At 57.4% G+C, this 15,253-nt stretch carries 16 protein-coding genes; 6 read left to right on the top strand and 10 right to left on the bottom strand.

All coding sequences use genetic code 11. The features are described 5' to 3' along the window. The first annotated feature begins 92 nt into the window (after nucleotides 1-92). Both PSQ90_RS08675 and PSQ90_RS08670 read left to right on the top strand, forming a co-directional pair. A complete protein-coding gene (locus tag PSQ90_RS08675; RefSeq protein ID WP_282209946.1) occupies nucleotides 93-830 on the top strand; it encodes a DUF1223 domain-containing protein in 738 nt (245 codons plus the stop codon). Nucleotides 831-1,154: 324 nt separating this feature from the next. After that, the gene (locus PSQ90_RS08670; protein WP_282213017.1) at nucleotides 1,155-1,502 is read left to right on the top strand and encodes a DUF2794 domain-containing protein; all 348 of its coding nucleotides are present in this window, start codon (nucleotides 1,155-1,157) and stop codon (nucleotides 1,500-1,502) included. Between the two features lie 13 nt (nucleotides 1,503-1,515). Here the strand turns inward: PSQ90_RS08670 and PSQ90_RS08665 are convergent, their stop codons facing one another. The 4 genes from PSQ90_RS08665 to PSQ90_RS08650 form a co-directional block, all read right to left on the bottom strand. Continuing rightward, nucleotides 1,516-2,871: a di-heme oxidoredictase family protein gene (locus tag PSQ90_RS08665; RefSeq protein ID WP_282209945.1), complete on the bottom strand. Its 1,356-nt coding sequence runs from the start codon at nucleotides 2,869-2,871 to the stop codon at nucleotides 1,516-1,518. Between the two features lie 54 nt (nucleotides 2,872-2,925). Next, entirely contained in the window at nucleotides 2,926-3,081 is a 156-nt protein-coding gene (locus PSQ90_RS08660) for a hypothetical protein (protein ID WP_282209944.1), read from the bottom strand. 93 nt (nucleotides 3,082-3,174) lie between these two features. Then, complete coding sequence (locus tag PSQ90_RS08655; RefSeq protein WP_282209943.1) at nucleotides 3,175-3,993, bottom strand: N-acyl amino acid synthase FeeM domain-containing protein; 819 nt, start codon at nucleotides 3,991-3,993, stop codon at nucleotides 3,175-3,177. Nucleotides 3,994-4,081: 88 nt separating this feature from the next. Beyond that, nucleotides 4,082-6,391 (bottom strand): putative bifunctional diguanylate cyclase/phosphodiesterase, encoded by a 2,310-nt coding sequence (locus PSQ90_RS08650; protein WP_282209942.1) that lies wholly within the window; start codon nucleotides 6,389-6,391, stop codon nucleotides 4,082-4,084. A gap of 230 nt (nucleotides 6,392-6,621) precedes the next feature. Between PSQ90_RS08650 and PSQ90_RS08645 the strand changes: the two genes are divergently transcribed. Both PSQ90_RS08645 and PSQ90_RS08640 read left to right on the top strand, forming a co-directional pair. Further along, nucleotides 6,622-6,912 (top strand): 4a-hydroxytetrahydrobiopterin dehydratase, encoded by a 291-nt coding sequence (locus PSQ90_RS08645; protein ID WP_282209941.1) that lies wholly within the window; start codon nucleotides 6,622-6,624, stop codon nucleotides 6,910-6,912. A gap of 129 nt (nucleotides 6,913-7,041) precedes the next feature. Beyond that, nucleotides 7,042-7,482: a tellurite resistance TerB family protein gene (locus PSQ90_RS08640; RefSeq protein ID WP_282209940.1), complete on the top strand. Its 441-nt coding sequence runs from the start codon at nucleotides 7,042-7,044 to the stop codon at nucleotides 7,480-7,482. A gap of 4 nt (nucleotides 7,483-7,486) precedes the next feature. On the opposite strand, the gene PSQ90_RS08635 is transcribed toward PSQ90_RS08640, so the two are convergent. Further along, nucleotides 7,487-8,047 (bottom strand): hypothetical protein, encoded by a 561-nt coding sequence (locus tag PSQ90_RS08635; protein WP_282209939.1) that lies wholly within the window; start codon nucleotides 8,045-8,047, stop codon nucleotides 7,487-7,489. 121 nt (nucleotides 8,048-8,168) lie between these two features. Between PSQ90_RS08635 and ppa the strand changes: the two genes are divergently transcribed. Together ppa and PSQ90_RS08625 are read left to right on the top strand one after the other, a co-directional pair. Next, the gene (gene ppa / locus PSQ90_RS08630) at nucleotides 8,169-8,702 is read left to right on the top strand and encodes an inorganic diphosphatase (protein ID WP_282209938.1); all 534 of its coding nucleotides are present in this window, start codon (nucleotides 8,169-8,171) and stop codon (nucleotides 8,700-8,702) included. A 6-nt stretch (nucleotides 8,703-8,708) separates the two neighbouring features. After that, a complete protein-coding gene (locus PSQ90_RS08625) occupies nucleotides 8,709-9,323 on the top strand; it encodes a chloramphenicol phosphotransferase CPT family protein (RefSeq protein WP_282209937.1) in 615 nt (204 codons plus the stop codon). 5 nt (nucleotides 9,324-9,328) lie between these two features. On the opposite strand, the gene PSQ90_RS08620 is transcribed toward PSQ90_RS08625, so the two are convergent. From PSQ90_RS08620 to PSQ90_RS08600, 5 genes are all read right to left on the bottom strand, one after another. Beyond that, a complete protein-coding gene (locus PSQ90_RS08620) occupies nucleotides 9,329-10,756 on the bottom strand; it encodes a diguanylate cyclase domain-containing protein (RefSeq protein WP_282209936.1) in 1,428 nt (475 codons plus the stop codon). A gap of 151 nt (nucleotides 10,757-10,907) precedes the next feature. Continuing rightward, complete coding sequence (locus tag PSQ90_RS08615; RefSeq protein ID WP_282209935.1) at nucleotides 10,908-13,049, bottom strand: sodium-translocating pyrophosphatase; 2,142 nt, start codon at nucleotides 13,047-13,049, stop codon at nucleotides 10,908-10,910. Between the two features lie 671 nt (nucleotides 13,050-13,720). Beyond that, on the bottom strand, nucleotides 13,721-14,026 hold the full coding sequence (locus tag PSQ90_RS08610) for a DUF167 family protein (RefSeq protein WP_282209934.1): 306 nt from the start codon (nucleotides 14,024-14,026) through the stop codon (nucleotides 13,721-13,723). 10 nt (nucleotides 14,027-14,036) lie between these two features. Continuing rightward, nucleotides 14,037-14,333: a YggT family protein gene (locus PSQ90_RS08605; protein WP_282209933.1), complete on the bottom strand. Its 297-nt coding sequence runs from the start codon at nucleotides 14,331-14,333 to the stop codon at nucleotides 14,037-14,039. 309 nt (nucleotides 14,334-14,642) lie between these two features. Next, the gene (locus PSQ90_RS08600) at nucleotides 14,643-15,251 is read right to left on the bottom strand and encodes a DedA family protein (protein WP_282209932.1); all 609 of its coding nucleotides are present in this window, start codon (nucleotides 15,249-15,251) and stop codon (nucleotides 14,643-14,645) included. Between the last annotated feature and the right edge of the window lie 2 nt (nucleotides 15,252-15,253).

Here is a 15,253-nt window from a genome sequence, read left to right as displayed (position 1 = left end):
GAAAAGCCAAATGGCGACCTACGGGTCGTCATTTTTTTGCCTTCACCCTGATTTGACTGGCAAGAACCATCGGGCTGGCCTTACAACATCGCATGCGAACAACTTCCCTTCTGGCTTTCAGCTTAAGCCTTGCCGCCACAATGCTCCTCGCCGCACCGGCGCTGGCCGAAAAAAACCGACTGCAGGCCAAGGCTGTGGTCGAACTTTTCACCAGCCAGGGCTGTTCGTCCTGCCCACCGGCGGACAAACTGTTGACGCGCCTGAGCGCCGACGACGACGTAATTGCCTTGGCCTATCACGTCGATTATTGGGACTATATCGGCTGGCCTGACACGTTCGGCTCCCCGGAAAATTCCGAATATCAGCGCGCCTACGCCAAAAATTGGGAATCCTCGCGCATATACACCCCGCAAATGGTCATCAACGGCACGACCGGCGTTGTTGGATCACGCCAGAATGATGTGACAGGCGCCCTGAGCGACGCCGCCCTGGCCGTGCCCATCGATCTGAGAATGGGCAATGACATGCTCAAGGTGTCAATTGCCGGAAAAGCGGGTGCTGGCAAGGCTACTGTCTGGCTTGTGAGCTATGCAACCCGCTCTAGCGTGGTCATCGAGCGCGGCGAAAATGCTGGCAAGACCATGATCTATTCCAACGTGGTCAAAGGCCGACATATGCTCGGCATGTGGGAACCCGAAACGGGCGCTGAACTGAAACTTCCGCTGGGCGAATTGCTTCAGTCACCCAATAGCGGTATCGCGATTTTGGTGCAGCAGGAGCATGGCAACCTGCCCGGCCCGATCATTGGTGCTGCTGCCATCGAGAACTGACCAATGCCATCAAAGCAAAAAAATCCCGCTCCTGGGGGCGGAACGGGATTAACTAGACTTGGTAAATAAGGCGATCGGCAAACAGGCTTCAGGTTTGGGGGCTCATTCGGCCCGCTTGCCGATCACTGGAGGCAATGGTTAATTTGTGACAGTGCAATTCGGCACAAGCGGGTTCAAACTGTGACCAAAATGAGGTAATTTAGTATCCTCATTTTATTCACCCATTGCCAAAATCAGCGAATGCCGCAATCATGACGGCTCTGTCATGGGAGAGCGCGCGTGGCCGAGGGCCATAACAACAGCGACAAATCCGGCGTTATCGCCCTGGTCCACGCCAATGACCGGTCCGCGCCCACCAGCACGGCAAAACCTGCGCCGATGGTGGCGTTTGACCGACGCGAGCTTACCCTCATTCTTGCCGTTTATGGCCGCAAGGTCAGCGCTGGCGACTGGCGCGACTACGCAATGGATTTCCTGCGTGAACGTGCCGTATTTTCCATTTACGCCCGCGTTTCCGAACGGCCATTATTCCTGATCGAGAAAACCCCGAAATTGCGTAACCGTCAGGGACAATTCTCAGTGACCAACCAGCAGGGCCGCATCTTAAAGCGGGGTCACGATCTGGGGCAGGTTCTACGGGTGCTGGACCCGCAACTGGTGCTGATCCGCTAGAAAGCGGCAGGCATCAAATCGCGGCAATAAATTCAAGCAACACCTGGCGCGCACCTTCACTCAACCCCTGAAACCGCGCCCGAGCGCCGGCGGCTTCCCCACCATGCCATAGAATGGCTTCGCTCAATGTGCGGGCCCGCCCATCGTGCAAATAGGTTTCTCGGCCACTGACAGCCGCACTGAGTCCGATCGCCCAAAGCGGAGCGGTGCGCCATTCCGCCTCACTCGCCCGTCCCACGGTAATGCCGTCAGCAAGGTCTGGCCCCATGTCATGCAAAAGAAAGTCGGAATAGGGCCGGATCTGCTTGCCCTTGAACACTTCATCCTCGCCCGTCGTCACAAATTCTGGAACATGGCAGGCAGCGCAGCCGATGGCCTCAAAAACTTCGCGGCCCGCAACGGCGCCAATACTCTGCAAATCCCGACTGGCAGGGATGGCCAAATGCGAAACGTAAAATTCGATCAGGCGCACCGACTGCTCATCAAGCTCAGGCCGCTCCGAACCCTCTGCCTCACAGATGCCCTGCCCCGGCATGCAGTCTCCATCAGGATCGCCATGGGCTGGAGAACTAAGCCCCATATCCAGAGCAGCCGCCCGCTCGGCTTGCGCACGAATACTCGGTGCGCTGGCTTTCCAACCGAACCGCCCCAGCACCAACGCTCCCGACGCCTTGTCGGTCACGAAATTGGCACGACCGCTGATGCCGTCGCCATCGGCGTCAAATTCGTCGGCATTGGCAATAATGTCATCTGCATCGATCGCCGCGACGAAACCCAATCCAAATATTGGCGGCGCAATCCGCGGACCCAGCCGAACATCCGGTGCCAACGGCCCATAGCCCAAGTCGACTATCTCATAGTTGGGGCTGCGCAATTGCACGGTGGTATCGCCCAGTTGCATAGGAACATCATCGTAGGTGATCGTAATGCGGCCCTCGGGGAGGACGCCGGCGGTTGCCTGTTCCTGAAGCTGCAACCCATACCGCGGGTCGGGCGTCTGCGGCCCATTGGCGGCCACAGGGACGCCAAGTTGCATGACAAAGCCCGATATCGCTGGTGCGTCAGGTCCGGGAGGCTGACCCCGCCCGTCGCGCACATGGCACTGCGCGCACCCCACACCATTGTAAAAAGGCCCAAGGCCAGTCGCGGTCCCATCGGGATGCGTTGACCGGGACCATTGATGCTCAAATATCCCCCGACCATAGTTGAACTTGGCAACGAAAGTTGAATCAAGGCCCGCAATAAGATGGCTGAAACTGAGTCGACTATTGGTGGTGGCTTGCGCCAGAACCGGACCACCCAGCAAAATGACCACCAGCCAAATCGCCAGCCGACCGGCACGATCAAATCCTGGGCCAGACTTAATCATGGGGCAGCATAGGCCTGCCGCCGCCTGTGGCGCAAGTGTGCGCCTTATCAGTCCCTAATATGCGGGAAGCTGATGAAACGCTGCATAAATGAACACCAGAAGCGCAATACTCCAAAGTGCAATCATCGCCCCTGCCAGATTGGCCAGCGTGTTGACAACACTGGCATCGGGATTTTTCTCGACCCACGCAGGATATTCAGTTTGGCTCATTCGATTTCCTCCATCCACAGACTTGGGGGTGCCTGCCTTTGTTCATTTGAGCCAAGATCGGCATGCTTTGTCAAAGGCTTTTGCCGCACTTGCCTAGTTGTTTTCCGGATCGAGCAGGCGCAACCGATGAGCCAGTCGCGCCGTTGGAGCAATCGGATCGATTTTGGCTGCCCAATCAGAAAACAGACGTTCGCGTTCGCCTGCCGTAGACATAAAGAACGGGTAGCGATCAGCGACCCGATTTCGGATGATCGGCACTTCGGCCGCATATAAGCGCATTGAAAACTGTAGCTCGGCAAAGTTACGCTCATCCCCCAGTTGATGCGATCCAAATATTCGTTTGTAGAAAGGGGCATGCTCGGGCCGCACGGCCGAAATGCAATAGCGAGCGTCAAAATGCTCACACGCCATCGCCACAATGCGCAGCGTCAGATAGGGCAGCGCCGGAAATGCCAGTGAAGCGTCGTGATCCGTCGTAAAGCGGCTTGGATCAATATAGCTGTGGCCATCGGCCAGCACCGGATCAAGAACATCGGGCCAGACCGAGCGTCCCGGCGACGTCGGATCAGTCGGCGTCACATGATGAAATCTGACCGAACTGACCAGCGATTCATCGATATAGACCCCGAAACAGTAACAGTTATCGGCCTCGTCAAATTCATCGCGGGTGATCAATTGTGGATTGGTCGGCACAAACTCTTCGCGTCGATACGCCTGGTATCGCAAGTGATAGACCGGATCGAATTCATCATCGACGCTGACGCGCCGATATTCCACCCTATCGAGCAAATCGATCAAAGTCCCAGCAAACCGGGAAACCCCGTCTGCTGGTGATTGGGTCGCTGTCCGCATAGCCAAGCCCCCGCCGCCATATGGCAGGGATATAGACGCCAGAACGTCGGAAATGAACATGCGGGTTTTTGCCACCGCAACGGCGTGACGGACCAAAACCTTGCTCGAACGCGAGCAATAGCCATAAATTAGAATAGGTTAACGCGCGTTAACCGTGTTTGCGAAAATTATCGAACGTCTGATCGTTCAATTGATCGATCAGGGCCCCGATGCCACTGGCCGCCAGCGGACGACCAAACAGGAACCCCTGCACAAGATCGACACTGGTGTAGTCTTGCAGTACCTTCAATTGCTCCGCCGTCTCAATCCCCTCGGCAACTACCGTCAAATCGAGATCTCGTCCCAACCGGGCCACATTGGCAAGCAACCGCCGCGAGCGTGGGTTGGTCGCAATATCAGCCACGAAACTGCGGTCGATCTTGAGTTTGGAGAACGGCAGCGCCTGAAGATAGCTGAGGGACGAATAGCCGGTGCCGAAATCATCAAGTGCGATACCGATTCCGCGCTCGACCAGCATATCAAGCACCGCCTGGGCCAGATCGCGCTCTTCAATCAAGGCGCTTTCAGTGACCTCGATTTCAAGCCGATGCGCGGCAAGTCCCGACGTTTCCAGCGCATTCGTCACCATTTGGCCAACGTCACCGCCGCGGAAATCGCGCGCCGATATGTTTACCGCAACACTGATGTCCGCGGGCCAGTTCTGGCATTGACGCGCCGCCGCCGACAAAACCCAATTGGTAATGTCGGTAATCAGGCCCGTCTCTTCGGCCAGCGGGATAAATACCGTTGGACTAATCGAGCCGAGCGAAGGGTGATCCCAGCGGGCCAATGCTTCGCAACACACCACTTTGTTGGTTGCCAAATCCAACAGCGGCTGAAACGCCAATGTCAGAGCGCCATTGGTAATTGCTTCTTGCAGGTCTGCTTTGAGTCGCTGGCGATAGTGATAATCAACATCCATCTGCGCGTGGAAGATCTGGCTCCTGGCCTTGCCATCGCCCTTAGCTGCATAAAGCGCCAGATCGGCTTTGGCCATCAGCCCGTCCAGATCGTCGCTGATTGGTGGATTGACGACCACGCCCACGCTGACATTAACCGATATCGCTGTCTCAACCAGCGCGAATGGCTGGGCAAACGCCCGCAGAATGGCTTCAGCATCCTGTTCAGCCTCTGTTGGGTCGATCATCTGATTGCGGTAGATGATGAATTCGTCGCCACCCAAGCGCGCCAAAGTGCACTGCGAGCCCACCGCCTCACGCAAACGGCGCCCCGCTTCCTTGAGGAGCTGATCGCCCACCACGTGACCCAGCGCATCATTGACGTGTTTGAAATCGTCAATATCCACAATGGTCAGCGCCACGATACGATCCGGCGCCCCGAGGCTGGCAGCCTCACGTCGATCCTGCAGATCCTCTGCCACAACGGTGGTGAAGTGGGTCCGATTGGGCAATCCGGTCAGACCATCGTGGCGCGCCAGGTAATTGATGCGCTCTTCGGCCGCGACACGCTCGCTGATGTCTTCAAACAACAGAACCGTATTGGTGCGGCGCGAACTGATGGTCACCTCGCAATAGCGGTCGCCGGGCAAACATAGTAAAATCTTGCCCGTGCCGCGCTTGGCCACCAGACTCATAAGCCGCCGAACCACCGCTTCGGAAACAATGTCGCTTTCACTCAGTTTCTGGGCGACATCGGTGAAGTTGGCACCGATCATATTATCGATACCCAGAAGCCCAAGAAGTCGAACCGCCCGGTCATTGGCAACACGTACGCGCCCCTGCTCATCCAGCATGCACAAACCGTGCTGAAGCGTGCGCATGGCCATATCCAGCTCGCCCGCCAACCGAGAGGCCTCGACACGCCCATGCACTGCGCTAAGCAGAATGGTGCGGATATCGGTCGCCAGCTTTCGAAAGCTGATCAGCATGATAACCAACAGGCCGGCGAGTACCGGATGATAGAAATCACCCCGGAAGAAGAGGCCCATCGCCAACGGTACACTCAACAAAACTGTCTGGATGGCCACCAGCCGATCCAGGCCGAAATTGCGCGCGCACACCCCCACCATCGCAGCCATTGAAAGACTGATACTGACTAACTCTGCATATGGATCGCTGACCAGCAGCATCGACACCAGACACCAAAGTCCGTAGACCAAGGCAACCATGCCCCCACCAATGGTGGCGCGAATTTCCCAGTATTCGGCAGCTTCAACATCTTCGCTGTCAATTGCTGCTCGCCAGAAGGCGCGCATGTTGTGGTACCGGATGAAACCTACCGCGACAAAGGCAACAGCGATCAGGAACAGGGCAAAGGACTGGCTGCGATAGGCAGAAAGCCCGGCCGCCGCCGCGCTGGCAAATGCGCCAAACAGCAACGCCCGCCGATCACCATAGACCGAGCGCACAATCGACACATAATCCAGTGTCGGCAATGATTTGCGTGCAGAAGTCAGCACTTAGCCAAGCTCCTTTCAATGGCTTCAACTGACGCCCGGCAAGTTAAAAACTTGTGTCTATCCAACTATGGCGTTCGGTTTCATTGAAAAACCCGCCCCTAAGGTGAACACTTGCTTAAGGGTTGAAGTTGATTTGAAAATTGCTGTGACTCTCGTTCGCGACGCGTTGTTGGCCTTGGAACAGTCACTTTGTGAGACTATCCATATCATCCTGAGTTTGGGAGACTAAGATGGCCGAAATATTGACCGACAAGCAGCGCGATAAAGCATTGGCGACGCTTAATGGTTGGGTCTACGACGATGTCGGCGACAGCATCAGTCATGTCTTCAAGTTCAAGGATTTTTCCGAAGCATTCGGCTTCATGTGTCGCGTGGCGCTGGCGGCTGAATCGGCCAACCATCACCCCGACTGGACCAACAGCTTCAACAAAGTGACCATAATACTGACCAGTCACGACGCTGGCGGACTTACCCAAAAAGACACGGCTCTGGCAAAAATTATTGATGAAATACTGATTTGAGGTGTGGCGGGCAAAGCTCAACGCCGATCAAGAGTGAGTGTTTGGCCGCGGCACAGGTTGAGACGCCGGGCTCGGAAGACTAGATAGACCGACAAGCGCCATCGCGGCGTACTGTCCGGAGATTGCGCCATGTTCGAAGCTTTGACCCGCATTTTTGCCAAGCCCGAAGCGGCGGCGGTCGGGCATGATCCAAAATTGGCCGTTGCGGCCTTGCTCGTTCATTTGGCCGCCGTTGATGGTCAAGCAACAGACCAGGAGCGGTCGGCCGTAAAAGAGGTGTTGCAGGACCAGTATGGGCTCGATGAACCTTCGGTTGACACCCTGATCCGCCAGGCGATGGCGCGCGACGCCGATGCCGTCGATCTCTACAATTTCACCTCCGCCCTTTCCGGACTCGACAGCGATGAACGCATCGAGATTATCCGGATGATGTGGCTGGTGGTTTTTGCTGACAAGAAAAACCACGAGCTTGAGGACAACATGGTTTGGCGCATCGCCGAGCTGATTGGCGTCTCCTCTCGCGACCGCACTATCCTGCGTAATCAGATCGGCAAACAACGCGCCGACTGAGCGGCTACCAGGCCGTAAATGGACTGCTGAATTCGGGCTGGTCCTGGCGACAATCAAAATTCCCCGCGGTATCGGCGATAGCGCGTGCTGCGATATTGGCATTGCTGATCGACGAGGCATCGACATAGCCAATGTGACAGCTATTGCCCGGCACTAGCTGGGTAATCACCAGAACCTGCTTGTCCTTCTCGCTCTCCTGATCATCAACGAAAAAGCGCAATATCGTGGCAATTGGCCTGAAATCACCGCTGGCATTGGACAATCGCCATTCCAGCTTGGTGCCTGGATGATTGAATGGGGGCGGCGTCTGGGTGGCAGCAAATTCGTCCGGCGCTTTGAAGCCGTAGCTGACCATAAAGCGCAAATCGCCTTCTGCGACGTAGACGGGATAGCCGCGATAGCCGGGACAGGCCCAACTGGCACCAAAATCGTCGGCGTTCATGATGGTACAATCATCAAGGTTGATGTCAGTGTAGCCGCTGTCGATGACAGCCGCGCGGGCGGGTGCACCAAGCAGCACGAAAGCGGCCAGAACAATATTGGCCAAGGCGATTTTTTTAGGCATGAGGGGCAAATCTCCTTATGTGCATGGCTGCACCGACAAGGTTATGGGTTGCAATTGGCGCGTTGGCTGGGCAGAACGCGAGCACTGTGTTGCCACCGACCTGAATGAGAACTGAACGATCATGAACATCGATGCAATCCCAACCGGCAAGAACCCGCCCGACGACCTCAATGTAATCATCGAAGTGCCGATGGGCGGCGAGCCAATCAAGTACGAAATAGACAAGGCCAGTGGCGCCCTGTTTGTGGATCGTTTTCTGTATACCCCGATGCGCTATCCCGGCAATTATGGCTTCATCCCCCACACGCTTTGTGGCGACGGCGACCCGCTCGATATCATTGTCATGAACTCGCGCTCGCTGGTGCCCGGTGCCGTGGTTCGCTGCCGCCCGGTTGGTGTTCTGTTCATGGAAGACGATGGCGGACAGGACGAAAAAATCCTCGCGGTACCTGTCTCCAAACTGACCCGCATGTATGACAGCATTCTCGATGTCGGCGACCTTCAGGCAATTCAGGTCGAGCGGGTCAAGCATTTCTTCACCCACTACAAGGATCTCGAGCCCGGAAAATGGGCCAAGATCGATCGCATCGGCAATCTGGCCGATGCGCGCCGGGTTATCCTTGATTCGGTGGATATGCACGCCAAAGCCAGATAGACGAAAATGCAGGCGCCCGGTCAAATCGTCATTCTTAACGGTGCCCCGCGCGCCGGAAAGACATCGATTGCCCGGGCCATCCAGAACCAGTTCGACGGGGTCTGGATAAATCTTGGTGTCGACGCCTGCAACGCCATGTTGCCAAGTTCGCTCCTGCCGGGTATCGGCTTGCGGCCCGGCGGCGAAAGACCCGATCTCGAACCGCTCCTGCCCAGCCTTTTTGCCGCGCTTTATGGCGCGATCAATGCCCACGCACGGCTCGGCCTTAATGTCGTGGTCGATGTCGGCCATCACGACGGCTATTCCCGGCCCCTTGGCATCCTGCCTGCCTGTGCTCGCCAGTTGAGTGGGTTGCCGGTGTTGTTTGTCGGCGTCTATTGCGGGCTCGAAACCATCATGGCGCGGCGCAATGCCGAACCGAACGGCGGATTGTATCTCGGCGGCGAAACGGCACCGGCCCCGGTAAAACGTTGGCAAACGGCGGTGCACCGGCCCGGCATTTATGATCTTTGCGTTCATGCCGATCAGATGGACCCCGCGCAATGCGCCAAAACCATTGCCGAAAAATTGGACGGGGGCATTGCCCGACCCAGTGCCTTTGAGCGGTTGGCAGCGGGCTAGCCAATTCACCCGACCGCCTTAATCGACGGCACCGCCACATTGTCGGCGATGCGGAAAGTGTTCCGACCTTCGGCCTTGGCCGTATAAAGGGCGGTGTCGGCAAGCTTGAATAGATCATCGGGCGACTGGCCGTTGGCAAAGGCGACGCCGACCGAAGCATTGGGGTGAAGTTCAATATCGCCCAGTGTAAAACGGCCCGCCAATTGCCGAACAATTTCTGCGGCAAGGCTGGACGCCGTATCGTGTGCCAATCCGTGGGCCAGCAGGACGGCGAATTCATCGCCGCCAATGCGGGCAACCAATTGGGCTTCCCCACACGCTTCCCGAAGGCGCTGAGCCACAACCTTGAGGCATTCATCACCTGCATGGTGCCCGAAACGATCATTGATCTGCTTGAAACCATCCAGATCGATCAGCATCAGGGCACCGGACTGGTTCTTGTCGATCAAGGCCTGAAACTGGCCGCGATTGGCCAGCCCGGTCATCAGGTCGAACTCGGCCAGATAACGGGTGCGGTCGGCCAAAATCTTTTCCTCAGTAATATCCTGCTTCATCCCGTAGATGCGCACCGGCTCGCCCTTGAGACAATCAAGCGTTGCGGTAATCCTGATCCAGCGGTGATTGCCCTTGGCGGTATTGATCTCAACGTCCAGATCGAAGCCGGTCCTGTTCTGGATGGCCGCGCTGCGCGCCTGTGTCAGCGCCGCACGGGAGGTTTCGGTATAGCAGGAAAGCGTTTTTGCCCGGCTTAGCTGGCTGCCGCGCGGCAGATCGAACATGTCATAGACGCCATCGGTCCAGTGCAGCACGTCGCCCGCCAGATCGCATTGCCAGACCCCGATCCGGGCCGTTGCCGAGGCCCGCTCGAACAATTCCAGATTGCTGGTGACATGGCCGGCCAACGCATCCAACTCGTTAATACGGACGCGCAGACTGGTTTCAAGTCGGGCGATGGTCTGGCGGGCCCGGCGTTGCGCGGCAATCGCCATCACTTCGCCGGCCATTTCGGTCAGCGCAGTGGCAAGCTCGGCGCTGCGGGGCCGTTGGTCATAAAAAGACAAAAGGCCAATCGGCCGGTCAGCCCCCGCGAACAACGGAATGCCGGCATAAAAGCGAATATGGGGCGCCCGCGTCACCAAAGGATCGAGCCAGAAGCGGGGATCGAGTGTAGCGTCGGGCACAATCAGCGGCTTGGGGCCAACGCGAGCCATACTGGCAAACAGAGTTCCCTGACCGAGACACGCCGCCATGGAACCGTCGCGGCACTGGCTGTGAAGATGGTCGTCCTCATCAAGGCAGATAACAACCGCCGCCATGCCAAGACGATCCCGCACCCTTGCCAACAACCGGTCTATGGCATCGTCGCCAGAATCAGCCGTTGGTGTCGGGGAAAACCACGATTGGCCTTTTTGGCTCTTTCTAGCGGCTTTCATGAAATATCAGCGGCCCCTGGTTAACGGCAGGACCTGAACTTAGCCTATTGTAGCTTAAGACTTTCTGACGGGCCGGGCATAAATTCGGCTCATTTTTTGCCAGTGGCGGAAAGGCCGGGAACACCCCGGCCTTCTCTCATCTAGTGCCGTACTAACCCAGATGCGCCAGCACCGCCAAAAGCAGCAGCGCCACGATATTGGTGATCTTGATCATCGGGTTGACGGCTGGGCCAGCGGTATCCTTGTACGGGTCGCCGACCGTATCGCCGGTGACCGAGGCCTTGTGGGCTTCCGAGCCTTTTTCATGCTTGACCCCGTGACTATCGGTAAAGCCGTCTTCAAAGCTCTTTTTGGCATTATCCCAGGCACCACCACCGGCGGTCATCGAGATAGCCACAAACAGCCCGGTCACGATAACGCCCATCAGCATGGCCCCCAGCGCTGAAAAGCCAGCCGCTGGGCCCGCAATCCAGTTGATGAGGAAGAACACCACGATCGGGCTTAAGACCGGCAACAGGGATGGCACGATCATTTCCTTGATCGCGGCCCGTGTCAGCATATCGACCGCCCGCGCATAGTCGGGCTTTTCCGTGCCCGCCATAATGCCGGGACGTTCCTTGAACTGGCGGCGTACTTCAACCACGACCGATTGAGCTGCACGCCCCACCGCTGTCATCGACATGCCGCTGAACAGGAACGGCAACAGGCCGCCAAACAGCAGACCAACCACGACATATGGATCGGCCAGCGAGAAGGTCAGCGTACCCATGCCCTTGAAGATCGCGGGCGCATCTTCGAGCCCGGCGAAATAGTTCAAATCCTGGGTATAGGCTGCAAACAGCACCAGAGCGCCAAGTCCAGCCGAGCCAATGGCATAGCCCTTGGTGACGGCCTTTGTGGTGTTGCCCACCGCATCAAGCGCGTCGGTATTGTGACGGACCGAGGCATCAAGTCCTGCCATTTCGGCAATGCCACCAGCATTGTCGGTGACAGGTCCAAACGCATCAAGCGCCACAATGATACCAGCCAGTGCCAGCATGGTTGCCACCGCAAAAGCGATACCGAACAGGCCAGCCAGCGAGAAGGTGATGATGATGCCCGCAATGATCACCAGCGCCGGTAGCGCTGTTGATTCCAGCGACACCGCCAAACCCTGGATGACGTTGGTGCCGTGCCCGGTAACCGAAGCCTCGGCAATCGAATTGACCGGACGACGATCGGTGCCGGTGTAATATTCGGTGATGACGATGATTAGCCCGGTAATCACCAGACCGACCGCCCCGCACCAGAACAGGCTCATCGGGGTAAAGGTTTTTCCGATGGCGGCGATTTCGACATTGAGGTCACCAAACACCATCCAGAGAACTGGCAGCAGGGCGATCAGCGACAAGACGCCGGTAGCGATGATACCCTTGTAGAGCGCCCCCATGATGTTGCCCGATGGACCGAGCTTGACGAAATAGGTGCCAACGATCGAGGTCACGACACAGGCACCGCCAATGGCGAGTGGCAGAACCATGCCCATCAGCTTGAAGGCATCGGGCAGAACGATGGCTGCCAGAACCATGGTCGCAACAATTGTAACGACATAGGTTTCAAACAGATCGGCGGCCATACCGGCACAGTCGCCGACATTATCGCCGACATTATCGGCAATGGTTGCGGGATTGCGCGGATCATCCTCGGGAATGCCTGCTTCGACCTTGCCGACCATGTCGCCGCCAACGTCGGCACCTTTGGTAAAGATACCGCCGCCCAGCCGGGCAAAGATCGAGATCAGCGACGCCCCGAACGATAGCGACACCAGTGCATCAATCACCGTGCGGCTGGTAGGCGCAAACCCCATGCCAGTCAGCACCATGAAATAGAGTGTTACCCCCAACAGGCCAAGACCGGCCACCAGCATGCCGGTGACGGCACCCGATTTGAACGCCAGATCCAGCCCCTTGGCCAGCGACGTCGTAGCCGCCTGCGCAACCCGCACATTGGCGCGAACCGACACATTCATGCCGATAAAACCAGCCGCACCAGACAGAATCGCCCCAATCAGAAAACCGATGGCTGCATAAATGCCCAATAGGAAATATGCCGCGATCAGGATGACCACGCCGACAATGGCAATGGTTGTATATTGACGCTTGAGATAAGCCGATGCGCCCTCGCGCACCGCGGCGGAAATTTCCTGCATCCGCGCGCTGCCCGAATCAGCGGCCAGCAGGGCCTGCGTGGTAACCACGCCATAAACGATAGACAGAGCGCCGCAGACGACGATCAGCCAAAGTGCCAAAGTCATAGAACATCCCTCAATTTTTATCCTTTAAAAGTCCCCGCCAAAGCGCAGCGATCCTCCAATCGCAAAGCTTGAGCCCTTCTGAGACTTCCCTCTTCCGAATGATTATTCGGATTTGCCGCTTAAGCAATGGAAATTGCGATGTTTTGTTGCGAGCAGCACAAATGCCCGCCGGGCACGAGGCCTGCGGTTTAAAAGATTGCGACATGCGGCGAGAACCGGCCTCATGTGATTTTTAAGTTACGAGACTGGTCTCGCCGCATGCGATGGGCTTTCAGGACTATGGAGCGCTTTGTTCCAGCCTGGCCGGACAAACCCGTCACACGGACCCAGGAGCGCGCGACCGCCTCCCACCCATCTGCTCTCCCACGGACCGTTCGTCGCGACCCCGCAATCGCGTGGGGAGTGAAACCATTGTGGCAGAGGTTTTGGGCGTGGGGATAAGTTTGGGTTTTGGGGTGTGGGTCTGGCGCTGACCTTCCACCCTCACCGTGTCATTCCGGCGGAGGCCGGAATCCATCATGACATGCCGCAACCAGCCGTGCGGGCGGAAAGATATCACGATGGGCCCCGGGTCAAGCCCGTGGTGACACCGAGAGGGGGAGGTGGCGGCGTGACAAAGGTGACAGTGTGAATGGGGGCGGGGCGATTAGGCGAGGGTGGGCAAGGTTCGACTAAAGCGCCGTCAATTGCTGGATGATTCGGTCTGGCTCGGCGCTAAAGAACAGCGTCTTGAGGCGCGCAGTCGCACCGGCGGTCACCGAAATGTCTGATTTGGGAAGCCCGAATTGTTTGGCGAGGAGCGCAATGACCGCCAGATTGGCGCGGCCCTTGTCGGGGACGGCGCTGACGCGCACCGGCAACACCGCACAACCATCGTCGCGCACCTCGATGCCATCAATGCCATTGCGCCCCGCATTGGGCGTAACGCGGACAAAAAGGCTCAGCCCATCAGCCTCGCGCCGATAGCAGAGCGCCAATGGCTGGGGCCTAATACAGCCCCATCAGGCGCGGCAGATCATTGGCCAGGAACGATTGCAGGAAGAAAATCGCCACGAATACGATCAGCGGTGACAGGTCCAGCCCCCCCATCGGCGGAATGATCCGGCGAATGGGCGCCAGGATCGGATCGGTAATGGCGTTGACGATCTGCCAGAGACTGGCCACGAACCGGTTGCGGGTGTTGATCACATTGAAACTGATCAGCCAGCTCAAAATGATCATGATGAGAAAGACCCACCAAACCAGATTGAGAATCATCGAGAGGGTCTGGAGCAATGCGATCATCAATTCATCCCGTAGATAAGTTTGGCGCCTGAACCGAGCGCCGCAATGGTGCGTCACCTATGTAAGGCTGACCGCCCAAGTCGACAAGTGCGCTTTGCAAATGAGCCCCGCACCGGGCAAAACGGGCGAGGCTCGAATGACTGACGCCGGTACGCAAAACAAAACCCGGCTGGCAAGGACACTGCACGAACCGTGCCAGTTCAAAAGCGACCGGTTTCCGGCAATCTTACGGTTAATACATTGATAAATTTCGCTTTTTGCGCAAGCTGCCATTGCAGAATGCGAAAACCATGCAATTTGCGACGCCTTTTAGCCGATCGACTTGATCGGCTTCCAGGTAACGAAGCGATAGACATAGATGACAACAACCAGCACGATTACCGCCGTCGTCACCGGGTCGAGCCAGCCTTCGACACGATCATAATTGTCATGCAGCACATAGCCGGCCCCGGTCAGAAACGCCGTCCACAGCGCCGTGCCGATGGTGGAGACCACCAGAAACTGCGGCAGGGACATGGCGGCCAACCCTGCGGGGACCGAAATCAGCGTGCGAATGGCGGGAACCAGCCGCCCGAACAGGACCGCCCAGCGCCCGTAACGGCCAAACCAGTGCACGGCGCTGTCGATATCCTGCTCGGAAATGGTGGCAAAGCGGCCAAACCAGTTGCAAAGCGCCCGAAAGCGCTCAAGCCCCAACAGGCGGGCCGCATAGTACCAGGCCAGGGTGCCGAAAATCGATCCGGCGGTGCCAGCCAGCACCACGCCAACCACGTTGAGATCGCCATTGGCGGCGGCAAAACCGGCAAATGGCATGATCAATTCCGAGGGAATGGGCGGAAAGACATTTTCCAGCACCATCATCAGGAAGACCCCGACATAGCCCCAGTCAGTGACAACCGATATGATCCACTCGCTCATTG

Source organism: Devosia rhodophyticola (genome assembly GCF_028816475.1).
GTDB lineage: Bacteria > Pseudomonadota > Alphaproteobacteria > Rhizobiales > Devosiaceae > Devosia > Devosia rhodophyticola.
Note: the sequence above shows the minus strand (reverse complement) of the source record. Positions and strands in the feature narration are given on the sequence as shown.

Bases quoted from the DNA above. Each gene is read 5' to 3' on its own strand.
- PSQ90_RS08675 (WP_282209946.1), top strand. From the start codon at position 93: ATGCGAACAACTTCCCTTCTGGCTTTCAGCTTAAGCCTTGCCGCCACA.
- PSQ90_RS08665 (WP_282209945.1), bottom strand. From the start codon at position 2,871: ATGATTAAGTCTGGCCCAGGATTTGATCGTGCCGGTCGGCTGGCGATT.
- PSQ90_RS08660 (WP_282209944.1), bottom strand. From the start codon at position 3,081: ATGAGCCAAACTGAATATCCTGCGTGGGTCGAGAAAAATCCCGATGCC.
- PSQ90_RS08655 (WP_282209943.1), bottom strand. From the start codon at position 3,993: ATGTTCATTTCCGACGTTCTGGCGTCTATATCCCTGCCATATGGCGGC.
- PSQ90_RS08645 (WP_282209941.1), top strand. From the start codon at position 6,622: ATGGCCGAAATATTGACCGACAAGCAGCGCGATAAAGCATTGGCGACG.
- PSQ90_RS08640 (WP_282209940.1), top strand. From the start codon at position 7,042: ATGTTCGAAGCTTTGACCCGCATTTTTGCCAAGCCCGAAGCGGCGGCG.
- PSQ90_RS08635 (WP_282209939.1), bottom strand. From the start codon at position 8,047: ATGCCTAAAAAAATCGCCTTGGCCAATATTGTTCTGGCCGCTTTCGTG.
- ppa (WP_282209938.1), top strand. From the start codon at position 8,169: ATGAACATCGATGCAATCCCAACCGGCAAGAACCCGCCCGACGACCTC.
- PSQ90_RS08625 (WP_282209937.1), top strand. From the start codon at position 8,709: ATGCAGGCGCCCGGTCAAATCGTCATTCTTAACGGTGCCCCGCGCGCC.
- PSQ90_RS08620 (WP_282209936.1), bottom strand. From the start codon at position 10,756: ATGAAAGCCGCTAGAAAGAGCCAAAAAGGCCAATCGTGGTTTTCCCCG.
- PSQ90_RS08615 (WP_282209935.1), bottom strand. From the start codon at position 13,049: ATGACTTTGGCACTTTGGCTGATCGTCGTCTGCGGCGCTCTGTCTATC.
- PSQ90_RS08605 (WP_282209933.1), bottom strand. From the start codon at position 14,333: ATGATCGCATTGCTCCAGACCCTCTCGATGATTCTCAATCTGGTTTGG.
- PSQ90_RS08600 (WP_282209932.1), bottom strand. From the start codon at position 15,251: ATGAGCGAGTGGATCATATCGGTTGTCACTGACTGGGGCTATGTCGGG.